A 13,354-nucleotide genomic window follows, 5' to 3' on the forward strand; every position below is an offset into this window, starting at 1 on the left:
AGGAGACCTCATGCGCGCCCCCGCTTCGCTTCGCTGTTCCGTCGCACTCGCGACGCTGCTGTTCGCGCTCGCGACGCTGCTGCTCGCGCTCACGCCGCTCGCAGCGCGCGCGTGGCCGCACGGCCCGACGAATAATCTCCATCTCGAAGGTGCGTTCTTCATCAAGGAGCGCCCGGTCGCGGCACCCGATGGCGCCGGCGGCGTGTACGTCGCGTGGGCCGAACAGCACGCGACGTGGGACATCTATGCGCAGCGCGTGGACGCGAGCGGCGAAGTGTTGTGGACGAGCGGCGGAGTGGCCGTGTGTTCCGCGGCAGGGGACCAGCGCGAGCCGGTGATCACGGCGCTCCCGCAAGGCGGATGCGTCATCGGCTGGGTGGATCGCCGCAACACGGACGCCGACGTCTATGCACAGCGCCTGTCGGCGACCACGGGAGCCGCGCTGTGGACCGCCGATGGCGTCTCGGTGAGCAACATCGTCAGTCTCGACGAAGTCGCGGTACAGATCGCGTATCAGTTCGACGGAATCTATTTCGTGTGGCAGGACGGCGGTCCCGGAAATTGGGACATCTACGGGCAGCGACTCGGAATGAACGGCGCCCGGCTCTGGAACGCGACTGGACTGCCGATCGCCGTTGCCGCCTCCGAGCAGACCGCTCCGCAGATGGCCATCAACGATCCGTCGCTCGAGTTCCAGGTGGTGTGGACCGACGCTCGTGGTGGCGCTGCGACCGATCTCTACGCGCAGCGCGTGCTGTTCGGCGGCACGGTGGGTCTGGCGGTCAACGGGGTGGTGGTCTGCAACGCCGCCGGCGAGCAGTCACAGCCGCGCATCGCGCTTCTGAACGGCGGTGAGTTTGGAATGGTGTGGCGCGACGAGCGTTCGGGCACGGCCGATCTCTACGCGCAGCGCTTCGGACAATTCGGAGCCGCCGTCTTCGGACTCAACGGCATCCCGATCATCACCGGAACGAATGATCCTTCGCAGCCGCGGATCCTGTACGACGGCGCCGGCGGATTCTTCACCGCGAGCCTCGATGCCGAGGGCTTCGGTTTCACCGGCATTCGCTTTCAGCACATCGGCCCGACCGGGGCGATCCTGTGGGGTGCGCAGGGGACGCCGAACAACTCCGCGTTCGTCGTCGGCGCTCAGATACCGCAGCTGGTCTCGGATGGGGTCGGCGGGGTGATCGCGTTGTGGCAGGACCATCGCGAACGCGGCAACGGGCAGATCTGGGCGACGCACTTCAATTCGCTCGGCAACTCGATCTGGGCGGGAGACCTGCTGGTCGCCGAGCTGCCCGTTCAGAACACCGCGACCATGGCCGCCGTCACCGATGCGCGCGGCGGTGCCATCGTTCCGCTCTCGCAAGTCTCCCTGTACCAGGTGCTCGTGAAACGCCTGGATCGCTTCGGCATGACCGGCGCCGAACCGCAGGTCACCTCGGTGCGCGACGTGGCGAACGACCAGGGCGGACAAGTGAAGGTGAGCTGGAACGCGAGCCCGCTCGATGTCGATCCGCTCTACGAGAGCATCGAGGAGTACTGGCTGCTGAGAGACGTGCCGACCTCGCTGATCGCCGAAGCGAAGGCCGACGCGTTCGTGCGCCTGAAGCCCGGCGACCCGAAGCCGGCTGACGACCAGCGCGCGTTGGTCGAGATCGAAGCCGCGCCCGGAAACTGGGAGTTCGTCGCGGCGGTCCCGGCCGCGCATCTCGCGGCCTACAGCAAAGTGGTCGCCACCACCGGCGACTCGGTTGCGGCCGGCAATCCACGCACGCGCTTCATGGTGCAGGCACGCGGGACCGCGATTGGCACCAACGCATGGTGGGACTCCGAGCCCGACTCGGGCTACTCGGTCGACGATCTGGCGCCCGCGATGCCGGCGCCGTTCACGGGTACGCATGCGCCGGGTGTCGGCACGTTCCTGTCGTGGGGCGCCAATCTCGAAACCGATCTCGCCGGCTATCGGCTCTATCGCGGCTCGAGCCTGGGCTTCGTGCCGAGTCTCGCGAATCGCGTCGCCTCGACGGCACTCACCCATTTCGAACACGCGACCGCGGGTCCGGTCTACAAGCTCTCGGCGGTCGACACTCACGGCAATGAATCGGCGTACAACGTGCTGGTGCCGGGCGGCATCGTGGACGCGCCGGGTGTCTCGACCCCGGTCGAGTTCGCGCTCGCAAGTCCGTCGCCGAATCCGAGCCGCGACGCGATCTCCGTGCGCTATGCGCTACCGCGCGCGTCCTCGGTGCGCCTGTCGGTGGTCGATGCGCAGGGCCGTCGGGTGCGCTTGATCGAATCGAGCGAGCGAGCGGCGGGGGAGTGGAACGTGCGTTGGGACGGTCGCGATGAGTCGGGGGCCGCGAGTTCCAGCGGGCTCTACTGGCTGCGGCTCGAGGCCGGGGGCCGCGTGATGTCGCAACGGTTCGTGCGACTGCGATAGCCGATCGAGGTCCGTGAGGAGCGCGAGTCGTCAGTCGCGATGCCACACCGTGAGCGAGTCGCGCTCCCACACGACGCGTGCGCCGATCGAGTACGCCCAGCCGGCGGTGCGAAGACTCGACACTCCGCCGTGTCGCAGCCGCACCATCCAGAACGGCGCTTCGCTCACTGAGTACGCATGCAGCTGCTCGCCGCGCAGGACCCAGCTCGGGTCGATCACCGCCGTGCCCTCGTAGTAGGGCATCGGCCCGGCCCGCCACACGAGCCGCGGTGGGCTCGGAGCGCCGTAGTGACGCAGTGCGAGCAGCGTGTGCGTGTCGGCGCACAGGATCGCCTCGCCGGGCAGCGCGCGCTCGAACAGCACCGCGCGCGCCTCGAGGATGCGCGATGACTCCTGATTCGGCGGTCGAATGATCACCAGCCGCGCCGCCGCCACGATCAGCAGCAGAGTCACGGCACTCGAGAGCATCCGCCACTTCGCATGCGAGAGCCCCGCGGCGACCAGCAGGCAGAGGCCCGGGATCAGGTAGTACTGATAGCGCACCGTGAAGAGGTGAGCACCCATCACCGTGAGCGACAGCGTCACCAGCGTCGGGATCACCAGCACGATCACGATCAGCATGGCGACGCCGCGATGCTCGCGGCGCGTGAATGCTGCCGCGACGCAGGCGGCGACGACCGGGACCAGGTAGAGCGCACCAAAGCTCATGCGCCGCGCCAGGTCGAGCAGATGTTCGGGATGCGGGCGCCGGATCCAGTGGGTCTCCGAGTTGCGCATCACCTGCGCAACGAAGGTCGCGAGCAGCGGCGCGAACAGCAGGGCGGTCGCGACGTGAAGCCCCAGCCACAGTCGCGCACGGCGCGGATCGCTCCACAACACGAACAGCCCCCACGCGAAGATCACGGCGAAGGCGAGCGCCGACAGGTATTGCGTGTAGAGCCCGCACGCTTCGGCTGCGATCAGCAACACCGCGTCGCGGGCGAGCCCGAACGTGACCCATCGCCACGCGGCGAAAACCGCGAGCCACACCCACAGGGAGAGCCACGGATAGAAGCGCAGATCCTGAGAGAGCGAGAGGTGTGTGGTGTGAACGGCGAGCAGTACGCCCACGATTCCGGCCGCGCGCTTGCCGAACGCGTCGCGCGCGAACCCCATCGCCACCGCGATCGACGCGACGCCCGCGACCACCGACGAGGCGCGCAGCGCCACGTCGCCTTCGCCGAACGCGCCACGCCACAGCTTGATGATCGCGTAGTGCAGCGGCGGATGGATGTCGATCGCGAGTGCTCGGGTCAGCTCGGGCCACGACATGCGGGCGACCCACAGCGTATAGATCTCGTCGAACCACAGCGGTGCGCGGGAGGCCTCCCACACGCGGAGCCCCGCCGCGGCGAGCAGCACCACGGCAACGAACGCCCACTCGCGGCGTGTCACAGGTTGGATTCGAGCCTCCATGCGGCTGCGAACATAGTCCGTCCGAGGCCGCCGCGAAATGCACGCGGGCGCCCGATCCCGTTGGCAGCCAGCGCGATCGGGCTGGAACCCCGCACTCAGTACCGCTAAAGTACGCCCGACTTTGCGGGCGGTTGAGCCGCAGCCTCGTCCGAGGAGCGCCGCGCCCCGTAGTGGCTTTCAGAGTGATCGCGAATACGGAGAACTTCCCCCTCGATGACTTTCCAGGAACTCGATCTGAGCTGTATCCGGAGAGTCCGGGAGGGGGATCCGTCCGCTCTCGAGGAGCTCTACGACCGCCACACACCGCTGTTGTATTCGGTGGCGCTGCGCATCGTGCGCAGTGCGACCGATGCCGAAGACGCGGTGCAGGCGGCGTGGGTCCAAGCGTGGAAAAGTGCCGCGTCCTACGACGCGTCGCGTGGTGCGGTGATCGCGTGGCTGCTGAACATCGTTCGCAGCCGGGCGCTCGACGCCTACCGGAGTCTGGCCTCGCGACGCCGCGCGGAGGATCGCGCGGAGGCGCAAGTCGACGTCGGTCCGACTCCCGCCGATCCCGCCGCCGACACCACGCGCGGTGATCTGGGCCAGCGCGTACGAACCGCGCTCACCCAGCTCGGACCGCAGCAGCGGCAGGTGATCGAGATCGCTTATTTCGAAGGGTTGTCGCAGAGCGAGATCGCCGAACGTCTCGGCGCTCCGCTCGGTACCGTCAAGTCGTGGACGCGTCAGGGACTGATGAAACTGCGCGAGATGTTGCCCGAGGAGGAGTGGGTTTGAGCCAGCATTCGGAGGAGTTCCTGGATCTGTGCGCGGGTTACGCGCTCGGGAATCTGGATCCGGAACAGCGTGCGCGTCTCGAGGCGCATCTCGCCTCGGGCTGCGACGCGTGCGAAGCGGCGCTCGCCGAGATGTCGGTGGCGAGCACGCTGCTCGCTCGCTCCGCACCCGAGCAGCGACCCTCGCCGGCTCTCAAATCGCGCGTGATGGATGCGATTCGCGCCGAGGCGCTGCCCACCGTGATTCCGGCGGCTCCGCGCCCGGCGATGGTTCGAAACGGCGCGGCGCGCGGCGAGGCATCGGGGCCGGCGCGTGACGCCGGTGCGGAACGTCGTGCGCCGCTCGCGTTCCCGGGCTGGCTCACGTTTGCGCCGTTGGCGGCCGCCGCGGCACTGGCGGTGACCACGGTGCTCGCGTACCGGAGCGCCGAACAACTGCGCGGCGAGCTGCAGGCTCGCGGCGAAGAGTTGAAGAGCCAGCAGGCGCAGGTGCAGCAGCTCGAGCGCGATCTGTCGATCGAGCGACATTGGGCGGCGGTGCTGTCGGCACCCGGCGCGCGCTTCGCCGAGCTGCAGATCACGCCCGGCGGCGCCGCCGCGCTGCGCGCGCGCGCAACCTTCGACCCCGCGACCAAGAGCGCGGTCGTGGTGTTCGAGAACTTCACGCCGCCTTCCGGCTCCGACTACGAGCTGTGGCTGCTCAAAGGCGCCGGAGTCGCGAGCCTCGGCGTGATCAAGGTCGACGAGGAGGGCCGCGCGGTGCTGAGACTGGACGACCTCGGCGATCCGGCGTTGGTCGGAGGCTTCGCGATCTCGCTCGAGCCCGCCGGCGGTTCGCCGTTCCCCGATCGCCCGACCGGCCCGGTCGTGATGGCGGGCAAGCTCGGGGTGTGAGCACGCGCATCGGAGTCGTCGAAGGCGGCATGCGAGTGCCGCTCAAGGGCGAGAACTTCGAGCTGCTCGCGTCGGACTTCGAGGCCGCGTTCGACGAACTGCTGCGCGTCGCTGACGATGACACGTCGCAGTGGACGCGGGGACGCCCCGGCAAGTGGACGCTCGGCCAGCACGTGGATCACGTCCGCGTCGCACTGGGGCATGGGCTGCGTTAGTTCGAGGAACGAGCCATGCAGCTGAGAGCCGGCACGCTGCCGCCCGTTCCGCGGCGCGGAGTGGTGGAGTGGCTGTTCGTGCGGTTCGTGGTGGTGCGCGGGCAGATTCCGCGCGGCGCGCCTGCACCGAAGTCGATGCACCCCACGAGTACGCCCGATCGCGACGCGGTACTGGCGCAAGTTCGCCGCGACGTCGCACGCTATCGAGCGATCGGCGACACGCTGGGGGCGAGCGAGCGCGATCGACTCTGGGTGCCGAACCCGTTCCGACCGGCGTGGCGCTACACCTACCCGGAGTCGCTGCGGATGCAGGCGGTGCACGCGAGGCATCATGGGGCGCTGGTGGGGGAGTTCATGAACAAGTGAGGCGAATGCCGCTCGGAACTCTCGGCGAGCAGCGATCATCTCGAGATGTTTGAGTCCTGACCTCCTCCCGCTCCATCGCGTATTCTCCCGCCCCATGCGCCAAACCTCCGGCTCCATGCTGTGCCCGTCGTGCCGCAAGCTCATCTCGGTGAGCGAGCCCAAGTGCCCCTTCTGCGGCACTCCGAACCCCAGCCTGTTCGGCTATGCGCCTGGGATCCAGCGCCTGGTGACGCAGCACCTCGACTTCACCCGCATCATCACGATCACGTGCGTCGGGCTCTACGTCGCGGCGCTGGTGCTGCAACCGGAGGCGATCGCCGAAGGCTTTCAACGCCTGCCGTTCGGCCTGCTGGCGCCCGGTTCACGTGCGCTGGTGCAGCTCGGTATGACGAGCGGCGAGATCATGCGGGCCGGCTGGTGGTGGACGCTGCTCACTGCGATCTACCTGCACGGCGGGCTGCTGCACATCTTCTTCAACCTGATGTGGGTGCGGGATCTCGGCCCGGCGGTCGGCAACGTCTTCGGGCCGGCGCGTGCGTTCCTGATTTTCTCGTTCGCGGGCGCAATCGGCTTCGTGGTCTCGAACCTGGCCTCGGGCAATCCCACCGTGGGTGCATCGGGCAGCATCTTCGGGTTGCTCGCGGCGCTGATCGTCTACAGCCGCCGCACCGGGTCCCCGATGTCGACGCAGCTGTGGCAATGGGCGGGGCTGATGTTCGTGATGGGCTTTCTCATGTCGAGCGTGAACAACTGGGCGCACGCCGGCGGCTTTGCCGGAGGCTGGATCATGGCCACGGTGATGCCGGCCTCGCACGAGAAGCGCGAGTCGCTGTGGATCCAGATCGCAGCGCTCGCGCTGCTCGCCATCACGCTGCTCGGATTCGTGATGTCGTTCATCAACGTCACCCGGATGCTGCTTGGGAGCTGACCCCACTGATTATCTGTGTACAAGATTTTTGTATACAAAATCCCGACAAGCATGCTAGCGTTGGCAACCGGCCGATTTGAACCCAACCCACGAGGGCCCAAGCGAATGGCCATCCTGATCGCTCGTTCGCCGCTGCGCCGGCAGGTCCGTGATCGGCTGGTCTCGAGCTTCACTCGTGGCATTCCGGCCCCCGGTAGCGGAATCAACGAGGCCGAGCTGGCCGCCGAACTGGGGGTGAGCCGCACTCCGCTTCGCGAGGCGCTACACGCGCTGGAGCGCGAGGGTCTGGTTGGCAGCCAGCCGGGCCGCGGGTTCTTCGTGCGCCCCTTGAGCCGGCGCGAGGCGCAGGAGCTGTACCCGATCATCTGGACGCTCGAGTCGCTCGCACTACGCAGCGCCGCGTTGCGCCCGGCCAGCGACTTCGATGCGCTCGATGCCCTCAATGCCGAGCTGCGCGCCGCGGATGCCGATGCCGACCAGGCGCTGGTGCTCGATGCGCGCTGGCACCGCGGGCTCGTGGAGCCGTGCGACAACCGTCGGCTGCTCGAAACCCTCGAGAGCCTCAAGCTTCAGGCGTTCCGCTACGAGTACGCGTTCATGAAAGACGCCGGCCGCGTGTTCCAGTCGGTCGAGCAGCACGAGGCGATCACGGCCTCGCTGCGTTCGGGCCATCTCGCGGCGGCGCTCGAAATGCTCGAGCGCAACTGGCGCATCAGCCTCGACTTTCTTTCGCCATGGCTCGAGCAGGCGGGGCACGAGTGAGTGTCGCGGTCGAGCTGCTCGCGTCGCTGATCCGCGTGCCGTCGGTCAACCCCTCGATCGCTCCCGACGAAGCCGGCGATGAGCGCGCAATCGCCGCGTTCGCCTGCGAATGGCTCGCGTCGCACGGTGTCCGCGCATGGCAGGAAGAAGCCGCGCCCGGGCGCTCCAACGCAGTCGCCGAGGTGCGCGGGGGAGAGGGACCGACGCTGGTGCTGTGCGGTCACATCGACACGGTCGGGACACCTGGCATGCCGGCGCCGTTCGAGCCGCGCATCGAGACTGGCCGCATGTACGGCCGTGGCGCCTACGACATGAAGGGCGGCGTGGCCGCGTGCATGGCAACCGCCGCGGCGCTGGCGGGGGAGCAGTTCGGTGGAACGCTGATGCTGGCGCTGGTCGCCGACGAAGAACACGCGAGCCTCGGCTCGCAGGCCTACGTCGCTCGGCATCGCGCGGACGCCTGCATCCTCACCGAGCCGAGCGAGGGCGACCTGATGTTCGCGCACAAGGGTTTCGTGTGGCTCGACGTGGTGGTGCGAGGTCGCGCCGCGCACGGCAGCCGCTGGGACCTGGGCGACAGCGCCAACGCCCGCATGGGTCACGTGCTCGCGGCCCTCGATCGCTTCGACGCCGAAGTGCTGCGCGGTCGTCGCGACCCGGTGCTCGGCCCGGCCTCCATGCACCCGGCGCTGCTCAAGGGCGGCGTAGGACTCTCGACCTATGCCCCCGAGTGTTGCCTGCAGATCGAGCGTCGCACACTGCCGGGCGAGACGCCGGACCAGGTGCGCGACGAACTCGCGGCGGTGGTGCACGCGAGCGCACCCGACGCCGAGGTGGCGATCACGCTGGTGCGACCCGCCATGCATTGCGACGAGTCGCAGCCGATCCGCCGCATGGTGCGCGACGCGATCACCCAGGTCACCGGCACCGCGCCTCGCGAGATCGGGGTGGGGTTCTGGACCGACGCCGCATTGTTCGCGGCCGCAGGCATCCCGACCGTTGACTATGGCCCGACTGGCGCCGGCGCCCACGAGCCCGAAGAGTGGGTCGAGATTGCCTCGGTCGAACGCACCGCGCAGGTGCTGCTGCAGGCGGCGCGTGACTTCTTCGCGCGCCGACGCTAGCCCAATCCGACCTCACGGTTCGACGATCAGCGGTTCGCCGCGCTTCATTCGCAGCCGGAACGCGCCGATACTCGTGCAAACTGCATCCCTGCGGCGCGGCGCGACTCTGCTATGCTTCCTGCCGCTTCACCCAACACTGTTGAGCGGGTTCCACGCGGGTACGTCTCGCGCGGGACTCCATTCCCCCTCGATCCGTCCGGGTTCACGCTCTGCCGGGTTGTCGAAAGGAGACAGTTCATGAGTGCTTTGTCGCGTCATTCCGCCCGTCTCTCCCCGAACCGTCGCGAGCCACGCGCCTTCTCGGCGCCGCGTCAGCCCGACGGAAATCGCGCGCCGGTCAGCTCGTACTTCGCGAGCCACGTCCTCGATCTGATCAAGCTCAAGGAACGTCTGCCGCGCGAGGCCTATCAGGCGCTGCTGGTCACGCTCAAGAACGGCGGACCGCTCGCGCGTGAGACTGCCGAGACCATCGCGTCGGTGGCGCGCGAATGGGCAACTTCGCAGGGCGCCACGCACTTCACGCACTGGTTCCAGCCCATGACCGGCCTCACGGCCGAGAAGCACGACGCGTTCATCGACCTGAACTTCGGCATGCGCGGCGAGCTCAAGGTGCTGGAGCGGTTCTCGGGCTCGATGCTGCTGCAGGGCGAGCCGGACGCCAGCTCGTTCCCGTCGGGCGGCATCCGCAGCACCTTCGAAGCACGCGGCTATACCGCATGGGATCCCAGCTCTCCCATGTTCCTGATGGAGAGCACCAATGGCCGCACGCTGTGCGTGCCGACCGTGTTCATCGCGTATCACGGTGAATCGCTCGATCACAAGACGCCGCTGCTGCGATCACTCGACGCGCTCGACAAGCAGGCGCTCGAGTTCCTGAAGCTGCTCGGTGACGTCGACGTGCAGTCGGTGTCGGCCACCCTCGGTGTCGAGCAGGAGTATTTCCTGATCGATCGCGATCACTTCGTCCTGCGACCCGATCTCGTGATGTGCGAGCGCACGCTGCTGGGCGCGGCGTCGGCACGCGGTCAGCAGTTCGAGGACCACTACTTCGGCTCGATCCCGCCGCGAGTGCTCGCGTTCATGGAGGAGATGGAGTTCGAGCTGCATCGACTCGGCATCCCGATCAAGACGCGGCACAACGAAGTGGCTCCGATGCAGTTCGAGTTCGCGCCGATTTTCGAAGACGCGAACATCGCGAACGACCACAACGCGCTCGCCATGGACGTGGCGCGCCGCGTGGCGATGCGCCATCACCTGGCGATCCTGTTCCACGAGAAGCCGTTCGACGGGCTGAACGGCAGCGGCAAGCACTGCAACTGGAGCCTCGGCACCGATCGCGGCGACAACCTGTTCGATCCCGGTCGCACGCCGCACCAGAACCTGCGCTTCCTGGCGTTCCTCGCGGTGTTCTTGAAGGCCGTGCACGACCACGCCGACGTGTTGCGCTACAGCATCGCGTACGCCTCGAACGACCTGCGGCTCGGCGCCAACGAAGCGCCGCCGGCGATCCTGAGCGTGTTCATGGGCGATCAACTCACCAACGTGATCGAGAAGATCACCTCGGGCGCCAGGATCGAGGATCCGCAGAACTTCGTGATCCAGCTCGGCGTGGGGCGGCTGCCGCAGCTCATGAAGGACAACACCGACCGCAACCGCACCTCGCCGTTCGCGTTCACCGGCAACAAGTTCGAGTTCCGCGCGGTCGGAAGCAACGCCAACTGCGCGGGGCCGCTCACGATGCTCGCGGCCGCGGTCGCGGACTCGCTCCGTCAGCTCTCGCCGCGCCTGAACGAAAAGGTCAAGAAGGGCGGCGAGCGCGACAAGGCGGTGCTCGAGCTGCTGCGCGAGGTTTATGCCGAGACCGCGGCGGTTCGATTCGAGGGCAACGGCTACAGCGACGAGTGGAAGACCGAGGCGGCCAGGCGCGGGCTGCCGAACCTGGTCGACACGCCCTCGGTGCTGGCGGCGCTGCAGGATCCGAAGCGCACCGCGTTCCTGAACGAACTCGGGATCTTCACCGAGCGCGAGCAGAAGGGCCGCATGATGATCGCGCTCGAGCGCTACCTGAAGACGGTGGAGCTCGAGGCGGACACCCTGATCGAGATGCTCAACACGTTCGTGATCCCGGCCGGTGAACGGCAGCTGTCGGTCAGCCTCGACGTGCTGCGGCGGCTCGAGGACGGCAGCGGGCGACCCGGCGGCGTGGCGCGTCCGGCGATGCAGGCGCGGACCGATCGCATCGCGATGGTGCTCGGTGAGGTGATCGACGCCACCGAGAAGCTGAGCGGCGAACTGGACAAGGTCGATTCCGTTCATGACGAGCTCGACAAGGCTCGCAAGCTCGCGGATGCCGTGCGCCCCGGCATGGCGGCGGCGCGCTCGGCGGCCGACCGGCTCGAGCACCTGGTCGACGATTCGTTGTGGACGCTGCCCAAGTATCGCGAGATGTTGTTCGTGAAGTAGTCGTGGGTCCGACGCCGCCTGCGGGTGGCGATGGAAAACGCGGGGACCGCGCTACGGCGTGGTCCCCGTTTTCTCGAAGGGAGTCGAGATGGGCGAGAAACAGCGAGTCCTGGATCTGCTCGATCGCGCGTACCGCGCGCAAGCCTGGCACGGGCCCTCGATCCTCGAAACACTCGAGGGTGTGAGTGCGGCGACCGCCGCGAAGCATCCGCTCAAGGGCGTTCACTCGATCTGGGAGCTGGTCGAACACATGGCGAGCTGGAACGAGATCGTGGCGCGGCGGCTTGCGGGCGAGAAGCCCGTGGTGACGCCCGAGCTCAACTTTCCGCCGGTGGTCAAGACCACGCCCGCCGCCTGGAAGGCGACGCTCAAGCGCCTCGCACGCGCGCACGCGCGCTTCCGGCGCGAGGTTGCGAGCTTTCCGGTGACGAAGCTCGGCCGCAGGCGCCCGCGAGTGGATCAGACCTGGAACGTGCTCATCCACGGACAGATCCAGCACGGGCTCTATCATGCCGGCCAGATCGCCATGCTGCGCCGAGCACTCGGCAAGCCCGTCCCGTCGCATTGAAGTCAATCGGAGGAATCGCACTCGTGTCGACTTCGAATCTCAGCGTCGCGCGCAAGGTGGAGGCCGCAGACTCGGGAGCGCATCCCGAGCTCGGCGCAGTACGCTGGGGACGCGACTTGAACGCGGCACTGGCGCAAAGCCGCGCGAGCGGCAAACCGGTTGCCGTGCTGTTCGACGAGGTCCCGGGCTGCGCGAGGTGCGTGGGGTTCGGTGAGCAGGTCCTCTCGCAGCCCCTGATCGTCGACGCGATCGAGTCCGAGTTCGAGCCGGTGTTCGTGCACAACAATCGAGAAGGTGCGGATGCCGCGATGCTCGCGCGTTTTCACGAACCGGCATCGAACAATCCGGTGCTGCGATTCCTCGACGCCGAAGGGCGCGACGTGATTCCGCGCCGCGATGCGCTTTACGCTCCGCACGAGATTGCGGCGCGACTCGCGGAAGCGCTGCGCGCGACCCGGCGGCCTGTGCCGGCCTACCTCGACGTGGCGATCGAGGAGACGCACCTCGCGGGCCACAAGCAGGCGGTGTTCGGCATGTCGTGTTTCTGGGAGGGCGAGGCCGCACTCGGCCGACTCGACGGCGTGGTCGCGACCGAAGCGGTGTGGCTCGACGGAAAGGAAGCGGTCGAGGTCACCTTCGACTCGACGCGGCTCTCGTTCGCCGCGCTGACGCGGGCGGCGGTCGCGCAGCAGGCCGCGAGCCACGTGTTTGCGCGCGACGATCGCCAGCTCGCCGATGCGCACGCGGTCGTCGGGACCCATGGCGTGCGTACGAACGAGCGCGGTCGGCCGGCGCCCGAGGCGGATCGCAAGTTCTACCTGTCTCGCTCACCGCTGCGCGCGTTGCCGCTCTCGCCACTGCAGGCGACGCGCATCAACGCCGCACTTCACGAAGGCTCGGACGCATTGCGATGGCTGAGCCCGCGGCAGCGCGAACGGGCGAAGCGCTTGACGGCGTCGCGGTGAGCACCGCCGGTAAGGCCGCGAAACGGGCGCCTCGCGCGCGGGTCCGATGCGGCTGGGCGCGACTCGGGAATCCGCTCTACGTGGAGTACCACGACACCGAGTGGGGAGTGCCGCAGCACGACGATCGCCATCTGTTCGAGATGCTGATCCTCGAAGGGGCGCAGGCGGGCCTGAGCTGGGAGACGATCCTCAACAAACGCGCCGCCTACCGGCGTGCGTTCGCGCGCTTCGACCCGCGCAAGGTCGCGCGCTTCGAGGCCGCCGACGTGAGGCGGCTCATGGCGGACGCCGGCATCGTGCGCAATCGGCTCAAGATCGAGTCGGCGATCTCGAACGCCCGCGCGCTTCTCCAGGTACAGCGTGAGTTCGGCAGCTTCGATGCGTATCTGTGG

General features: G+C 68.0%; 13 protein-coding genes. 12 read left to right on the forward strand and 1 reads right to left on the reverse strand.

All coding sequences use genetic code 11. From position 1 onward, the window contains the following. Positions 1 to 10: 10 nt before the first annotated feature. The gene (locus HOP12_10800) at positions 11 to 2,446 is read left to right on the forward strand and encodes a T9SS type A sorting domain-containing protein (GenBank protein NOT34641.1); all 2,436 of its coding nucleotides are present in this window, start codon (positions 11 to 13) and stop codon (positions 2,444 to 2,446) included. Between the two features lie 30 nt (positions 2,447 to 2,476). Here HOP12_10800 and HOP12_10805 read toward each other — a convergent pair whose 3' ends face one another. Beyond that, positions 2,477 to 3,880 (reverse strand): hypothetical protein, encoded by a 1,404-nt coding sequence (locus tag HOP12_10805; GenBank protein ID NOT34642.1) that lies wholly within the window; start codon positions 3,878 to 3,880, stop codon positions 2,477 to 2,479. A gap of 234 nt (positions 3,881 to 4,114) precedes the next feature. Here HOP12_10805 and HOP12_10810 point away from each other — a divergent pair, with 234 nt between their 5' ends. From HOP12_10810 to HOP12_10860, 11 genes are all read left to right on the forward strand, one after another. Then, positions 4,115 to 4,678, forward strand: a complete 564-nt coding sequence (locus HOP12_10810) for a sigma-70 family RNA polymerase sigma factor (GenBank protein ID NOT34643.1) — start codon at positions 4,115 to 4,117, stop codon at positions 4,676 to 4,678. Continuing rightward, complete coding sequence (locus HOP12_10815; protein NOT34644.1) at positions 4,675 to 5,571, forward strand: anti-sigma factor; 897 nt, start codon at positions 4,675 to 4,677, stop codon at positions 5,569 to 5,571. The genes HOP12_10810 and HOP12_10815 overlap by 4 nt, the downstream gene beginning before the upstream one ends. Next, positions 5,568 to 5,786: a hypothetical protein gene (locus HOP12_10820; protein ID NOT34645.1), complete on the forward strand. Its 219-nt coding sequence runs from the start codon at positions 5,568 to 5,570 to the stop codon at positions 5,784 to 5,786. Before HOP12_10815 ends, HOP12_10820 begins: the two co-directional genes overlap by 4 nt. 15 nt (positions 5,787 to 5,801) lie before the next feature. Then, positions 5,802 to 6,152: a hypothetical protein gene (locus tag HOP12_10825; protein ID NOT34646.1), complete on the forward strand. Its 351-nt coding sequence runs from the start codon at positions 5,802 to 5,804 to the stop codon at positions 6,150 to 6,152. Between the two features lie 94 nt (positions 6,153 to 6,246). Continuing rightward, positions 6,247 to 7,080, forward strand: a complete 834-nt coding sequence (locus HOP12_10830; protein ID NOT34647.1) for a rhomboid family intramembrane serine protease — start codon at positions 6,247 to 6,249, stop codon at positions 7,078 to 7,080. Between the two features lie 105 nt (positions 7,081 to 7,185). Continuing rightward, positions 7,186 to 7,842, forward strand: coding sequence for a GntR family transcriptional regulator (locus tag HOP12_10835; protein NOT34648.1), 657 nt, complete (start codon positions 7,186 to 7,188; stop codon positions 7,840 to 7,842). Further along, positions 7,815 to 8,966, forward strand: a complete 1,152-nt coding sequence (locus HOP12_10840; protein NOT34649.1) for a M20/M25/M40 family metallo-hydrolase — start codon at positions 7,815 to 7,817, stop codon at positions 8,964 to 8,966. The genes HOP12_10835 and HOP12_10840 overlap by 28 nt, the downstream gene beginning before the upstream one ends. Before the next feature lie 237 nt (positions 8,967 to 9,203). Next, the gene (locus tag HOP12_10845) at positions 9,204 to 11,429 is read left to right on the forward strand and encodes a glutamine synthetase type III (GenBank protein ID NOT34650.1); all 2,226 of its coding nucleotides are present in this window, start codon (positions 9,204 to 9,206) and stop codon (positions 11,427 to 11,429) included. 88 nt (positions 11,430 to 11,517) lie between these two features. Continuing rightward, entirely contained in the window at positions 11,518 to 11,997 is a 480-nt protein-coding gene (locus HOP12_10850; GenBank protein ID NOT34651.1) for a DinB family protein, read from the forward strand. Between the two features lie 23 nt (positions 11,998 to 12,020). Then, positions 12,021 to 12,962, forward strand: a complete 942-nt coding sequence (locus HOP12_10855; protein ID NOT34652.1) for a hypothetical protein — start codon at positions 12,021 to 12,023, stop codon at positions 12,960 to 12,962. Then, positions 12,908 to 13,354: DNA-3-methyladenine glycosylase I (locus HOP12_10860; protein ID NOT34653.1), on the forward strand; the 447-nt coding region annotated here is incomplete at its 3' end. The genes HOP12_10855 and HOP12_10860, both read left to right, overlap by 55 nt.

It is taken from the genome of Candidatus Eisenbacteria bacterium (assembly GCA_013140805.1).
In the GTDB taxonomy this organism is placed as follows: Bacteria; Eisenbacteria; RBG-16-71-46; order RBG-16-71-46; family RBG-16-71-46; genus JABFRW01.

Coding starts and splice junctions, on each gene's coding strand:
- HOP12_10800 (NOT34641.1), top strand. CDS start 11: ATGCGCGCCCCCGCTTCGCTTCGCTGTTCCGTCGCACTCGCGACGCTG.
- HOP12_10810 (NOT34643.1), top strand. CDS start 4,115: ATGACTTTCCAGGAACTCGATCTGAGCTGTATCCGGAGAGTCCGGGAG.
- HOP12_10825 (NOT34646.1), top strand. CDS start 5,802: ATGCAGCTGAGAGCCGGCACGCTGCCGCCCGTTCCGCGGCGCGGAGTG.
- HOP12_10830 (NOT34647.1), top strand. CDS start 6,247: ATGCGCCAAACCTCCGGCTCCATGCTGTGCCCGTCGTGCCGCAAGCTC.
- HOP12_10835 (NOT34648.1), top strand. CDS start 7,186: ATGGCCATCCTGATCGCTCGTTCGCCGCTGCGCCGGCAGGTCCGTGAT.
- HOP12_10840 (NOT34649.1), top strand. CDS start 7,815: ATGGCTCGAGCAGGCGGGGCACGAGTGAGTGTCGCGGTCGAGCTGCTC.
- HOP12_10845 (NOT34650.1), top strand. CDS start 9,204: ATGAGTGCTTTGTCGCGTCATTCCGCCCGTCTCTCCCCGAACCGTCGC.
- HOP12_10850 (NOT34651.1), top strand. CDS start 11,518: ATGGGCGAGAAACAGCGAGTCCTGGATCTGCTCGATCGCGCGTACCGC.